Here is a 4,531-nt window from a genome sequence, read left to right on the forward strand (position 1 = left end):
GGCCTCACCCGTACGGGGGGACGGCGTGTGCGGGGCGGACAGGGCAGGCACCGCAGGGGCTGCCGTCCAGGGGCTGGGCGGGGCGACCTCGGCGAGCCCGGCCGCGTGATACAGCGCGGCGAGCTGGTCCAGCAACGCCTTGCGGGCCGCCGGGTCGGTGGCCAGCCCGGCGTGTTCCACCGCGGCGTCCATCGCCCGGTCCAGCCGGGCCAGCCCCCTGGTCAGCTTCCTGGGCTTGGCGCCCGCCGCACGCAGGCGCCGCACCTGGTTGGCGGCGCGGGCCAGCCGGGTCAGGCGCCGGTGCGCATCGATCTGGGAGGCGGACCGGTCACCGGCCTCGGCCAGCCCGAGCCGGACCAGGACCCGTTCGGGGGTGACCCGCCAATGAATCCGGCGCGCCGTGCCCGTGCCGGTGGCGTGGCGGCGGGCCACGGCCAGGCCGCGATGCCACAGCCAGGCGGCCAGGATCGGCGCGGCCAGCCGGAGCAGCCCGGCGCGGACCGATCCGGCATCGGTGGCCGACAGCACAGCAGAGATGGCGGTGATCGCCCAGACCGCCGCGCCGTCCAGCCCGGCGGCGCCGGTCTCGGCGATGTTGCGGCGGGCCCGCACGGCCGAGGTGACCATAGCCAGTTCCAGGAAGGCGAACAGCGCGATCCGCAGCGGCCCGGACGCGTCCAGGACGTCGCCGAAGAACTTCCACATGCCGGTCATCGCCACGCCGGTGGCGGCCGCGGCCGCGATCGGGGTCAGTACTTCGTCGGCCTGGCGGCCGCGGGCCAGCCGCCGCGCCGTCCAGCCGACCGCAGCGACCGCCACCAAGGCGGCGATAGCGGCTGCCAGGGCCAGCGGCGGCGAGTCGGCCACCAGGGCGCCGAACCTGTTGGCGTCCATCACAAGGTCCTTTCACACAGCAGGAACAGACCGCCCCCGGCGGCGGCTGGTGCCGCACATCGCCGGGGCGGCCTGGGAGAGAGAGTCAGTCGTCGGGGATGGTGTCGGCCGGGTCGCCGGAGGCGTCCTCAGCGGCTTCGGCGGGTTCGGTGGGAGCGGCCGGGCCGGTGGGTACGCCACCGAAGGTGACCACCGCGGCGATGACCGCCAGCAGCAGCGCGGCGGCCGGTGCGATCGCGGTGAAGTGCGTCAGCACCAGCCACAGCCCGCCCCCGGCGATGCCGGCGAGCATGACCACATCGATCAGAGCGAGCCGGGCGCGGATCTGCCGGGGGCTCATGCCATCAGCCCGAACTCGCCCGACTCCCCGGACCCGGCCGCCCCGGTGGGCGGCCCGGCGGGAGTGGGTGCCAGTTGGTCCAGCGGCAGCCACTGCGCGGCACCGCCGGACATGCGCGGGGTGCCGTCGTAGACCAGCGCCCACCCGGTCGCGCACGCCGGATCGGCGTGCCAGCCCAGCACCGTCAGCGGGCCGTCCCACGGCGCCGGGTCAGCGCGCCACACCGTGGCGCCGGGGGCATACCAGCGGCGCACGATCCGCCACCGCCATATCCACGGGTGCGGCCGGGCCACCTCGTACCGGCCCGACCACCAGCCGTAGGCCGCGCTGACCAGCCAGACGGCACCGGCCACGGCCAGCCCCAGCAGGGCGAGGGTGGCCAGCACGCGGGCCGGGACGGCCACCAGGACCGGCCAGGCCAGCGCGGCACCGATCAGGACGAGCCCGGCGCCGATCGCGGCGCGGGCCCGGGTGTGCCGACGCTGGATGCGGGCCAGCGCGGCCAGATCTGCGGCCAGGTCATCGGGCTCGGGGGCGCCGGGCGGCGGTGAGACCGGCGGGGGGAACACAGTGGGATCGGACATGGGGCGACTCCTTCGGAGAAACGACGAAACCACCGGCTCACCAGGAACCGGTGGTCAGGAAAGGACGGGGCGAGGACGGGGGGCTACGCGGACGCCGGACCGCTGGAATCCGCAGGCTGGATGGTGGTGAAGATGTGGATCTCGACTCCGGACAGGCAGGTCTGGACGATCAGCTCCAACGTCCCGTCCGACCAGTCGCGGGTGGTGATCTCGGCGTCGAGGTGGTCGGCCCACATCTCGAAGGCGGCCGCCCTCATCCGGTTCCGCTCGGCGGCCGGAGCGTCCAGCTCACCGCGCTCGATCAGTCCGAACAGCTTCGGCTGGATGCCGATGTCGGAGATGGTCCAGGCCACCGACGGCAACTCCAGCCGCGCCAGGTCGGCCAGCAGCATCGCGGCGCGGCCCTGCCGCCCCCGCACGCCCTTGTACCGCTCGATCACGGCCTGCTCAGTGACGGCCAGCTCGGTGACGACCGGTTCGGTGACGGCCTGCTCAGTGAAAGGGATCGGCATGTTCGCTTCCTTTTCTCCCAGGTGGATGGTTCGGTGGGCGGTCAGGTCCCCGCCCGCGGCGGCGAGGGTGAGCAGCACGGCGGCCTCGCCGGTGTTCCAGCTCCGTTCCCGGCCGGTCCACGGGTAGCTGGATGCGCTGGTCTCCTCGTAGCCGGGCGGGATGGGCTGCGGCTCGGGCATCGCACGAGGTGCCGGCCGCGGTGCGGCGACCATCAGGCCGCCCGCCGGTCGCCGGAACCACCGAGTCGGCGGGCCCGGTCGGCCAGGGTGCGGGCGGTGCGGCCGGACACGTGCAACCGGACCTCGATGTCGTGCGGCGTGCCGCCCACGGCCAGGATCGACGCTGCGGCCAGCAGGCGTTCGGTGGGGGTGAGGGCGACCCGGCGGGACCCGCGGGCGGCGATCTCGATCGCGATCGGATCAACAATCCCGTCCTCGGGCAGCACCCACCGGGCCTCCCCAGCGGCGGCGTCCAGGTCCCCGGCGCTGCGGCTGGGGCAGGGTGCGGCGGTCCGGTCAGCGTTCATGGCAGCGTCCTTCATTGTCGGGAGAGAGAGGGGAAGGGGACGTGACCTTGGTCGTTTGAAAGGTCTGGCGTCCTGTCCCGCCCCGGACACCGGTTCCGGGGCGAGGCAGAGCGTCAGGCGGCTTCGAGTTCCCAGTCGCTTGCGCAGTCCAGGCAGCAGCCCAGCCGCCGGCGCAGCACGTAACCGACGTCGGTCCGGCAACGCGGGCATGTCCGTCGCGCGGCCAGTGCCTTGGCCAGCGCTGCGCGCTGCGCAGCGGTCGGCGCCCGCTTGGGCAGCGCAAGCCGCCGGTCATACAGGAAGGCCACCCCGAGACCGCGCCACCGGCGCCACAGCACCTGAGCGGCCACGTCCTGACCGCCGGGCCGCAACCCGTCAGCGGCGAACTGGCGGCGCGTGGCCAGGTGCGGCGGCGCTAGCCGCCACGGGTAGGTGGGGATGCCGTACCGGTCCCCGCGCGGGTCCCAGAACCGCGCCGGATCGGTCATGGCTGCCTCCTACGCTCGCGAATCTCCTGGGCGATCGGGAGCAAGTGGGTGTTGAACTCGGCCAGCAGATCGACGCCGTGGTCGCGGACAAATTCCCTGGTCACCCGCGGTTCGTCCCACCGCCGAATCCGCGAGCGCTTGCGTCCGTCGAACGGCACGCAGGTGTGTTCGGCGCTCACGCCGTCCGCGTCGCGGTGGACCCAGTACCGGATGCCGTCCGCCGCGCCGCACGCAGGGCAGGTGATCGGGTACCCGCCCACGGTGACCGGCTCCTCCGGGACGAACTTCGAGGTTTCCGCGAGGTGCTGTTCACTGGTCATCGGTCGTCGTCACGCTCCTTGGCCAGGCGGTGAGCCGCTTCGATGGCGGCCTGTCGCCGTTCGAGGTCGAGTCGGTCAGCGGGGTCTGGGCCGGTGCACGCGCCACGGCAGGTGGTCCGCCGGCAGCGGTCACACACCTCATCGGGGAGGTCAGTCGGGTCCGCCGGGGCCGGCCCCGGGCTACGGCGTGCCATCGGCCGGAGCACCGGTCGTGGGCCGGGCGGTTGGGGTCCAGCGGTGTCCGCACGCGCACCGGTGCCGCCCGTCAGGCAGCACCCGCACGCTGTGCACGCTCCCGCAGTTGGAACACCCGGCCGCCCCACCGGTCGTCACGTCGGTTGTGGCGGGGGTCGCGTGGGTGGGACCGGCCGGGATGGGCTGCGGGCCGATTACCGCGAACGGCAGCGTCATCAGGTTCGTCGTCGGGTTCGTCATCACGCGCAGCGCTCCCTTCTCCCCTATCGCGGGGGATCGGATGACGAGGGGTCCGGGGCGTCTGGCACCGGGTGAGACGGCCCCGCCACCGCGCGCACCTAGCGCAGCGGGGCGGGGCCGCCCGGACTCGGGGTCAGCTCCCTGTCAGGCGGCCAGCCCGTCACGGGCCGCGAGGATGAGGGTGTTCAAGGTCCCTGCCGGCAGCGCCTTGCCCGGCCGAGCGGTCACGCGGGCGATCGAGAACCGCCACCACTCCCCGCCCCGGTGCCGGGCCGCCACGAACGCCCGCACCAGCGGCAGGTGTTCGTGTGCGGTGTCGCGGTCCGGGAACGGGCCCAGCACCAGCGCCGATTCGGCCATCCGGGCACTGGTGCGCACCGAGACGTAGAACCCGAGGGCGCTCTCGGGCCGCGTGACGGGCGGGCGGGCGG

Annotated in this window: 8 protein-coding genes; all 8 read right to left on the minus strand. The window is 74.1% G+C overall.

Annotated elements, in window-relative coordinates; genetic code table 11:
- The coding region (locus ETD83_RS39665; protein ID WP_138650403.1) for a hypothetical protein at window positions 1-894 on the minus strand (894 nt) is incomplete at its 3' end.
- Window positions 895-979: 85 nt separating this feature from the next.
- Complete coding sequence (locus ETD83_RS39670; protein WP_138650404.1) at window positions 980-1,234, minus strand: hypothetical protein; 255 nt, start codon at window positions 1,232-1,234, stop codon at window positions 980-982.
- Window positions 1,231-1,818, minus strand: a complete 588-nt coding sequence (locus ETD83_RS39675) for a hypothetical protein (RefSeq protein WP_138650405.1) — start codon at window positions 1,816-1,818, stop codon at window positions 1,231-1,233. Before ETD83_RS39675 ends, ETD83_RS39670 begins: the two co-directional genes overlap by 4 nt.
- An 83-nt stretch (window positions 1,819-1,901) precedes the next feature.
- Window positions 1,902-2,510 (minus strand): hypothetical protein, encoded by a 609-nt coding sequence (locus tag ETD83_RS39680; RefSeq protein WP_138650406.1) that lies wholly within the window; start codon window positions 2,508-2,510, stop codon window positions 1,902-1,904.
- Window positions 2,511-2,542: 32 nt separating this feature from the next.
- On the minus strand, window positions 2,543-2,857 hold the full coding sequence (locus ETD83_RS39685; protein WP_138650407.1) for a hypothetical protein: 315 nt from the start codon (window positions 2,855-2,857) through the stop codon (window positions 2,543-2,545).
- Window positions 2,858-2,970: 113 nt separating this feature from the next.
- On the minus strand, window positions 2,971-3,345 hold the full coding sequence (locus tag ETD83_RS39690; RefSeq protein ID WP_138650408.1) for an RRQRL motif-containing zinc-binding protein: 375 nt from the start codon (window positions 3,343-3,345) through the stop codon (window positions 2,971-2,973).
- A complete protein-coding gene (locus ETD83_RS39695) occupies window positions 3,342-3,665 on the minus strand; it encodes a hypothetical protein (protein ID WP_138650409.1) in 324 nt (107 codons plus the stop codon). The genes ETD83_RS39690 and ETD83_RS39695 overlap by 4 nt, the downstream gene beginning before the upstream one ends.
- A 579-nt stretch (window positions 3,666-4,244) precedes the next feature.
- A partial coding sequence (locus ETD83_RS43295; RefSeq protein ID WP_171064710.1) for a hypothetical protein occupies window positions 4,245-4,531 on the minus strand: 287 nt, incomplete at its 5' end.

It is taken from the genome of Actinomadura soli (assembly GCF_005889715.1).
Taxonomy (GTDB): Bacteria; Actinomycetota; Actinomycetes; order Streptosporangiales; family Streptosporangiaceae; genus Spirillospora; species Spirillospora soli.

Coding starts and splice junctions, on each gene's coding strand:
- ETD83_RS39685 (WP_138650407.1), bottom strand. CDS start 2,857: ATGAACGCTGACCGGACCGCCGCACCCTGCCCCAGCCGCAGCGCCGGG.
- ETD83_RS39695 (WP_138650409.1), bottom strand. CDS start 3,665: ATGACCAGTGAACAGCACCTCGCGGAAACCTCGAAGTTCGTCCCGGAG.
- ETD83_RS39690 (WP_138650408.1), bottom strand. CDS start 3,345: ATGACCGATCCGGCGCGGTTCTGGGACCCGCGCGGGGACCGGTACGGC.
- ETD83_RS39680 (WP_138650406.1), bottom strand. CDS start 2,510: ATGCCCGAGCCGCAGCCCATCCCGCCCGGCTACGAGGAGACCAGCGCA.
- ETD83_RS39670 (WP_138650404.1), bottom strand. CDS start 1,234: ATGAGCCCCCGGCAGATCCGCGCCCGGCTCGCTCTGATCGATGTGGTC.
- ETD83_RS39675 (WP_138650405.1), bottom strand. CDS start 1,818: ATGTCCGATCCCACTGTGTTCCCCCCGCCGGTCTCACCGCCGCCCGGC.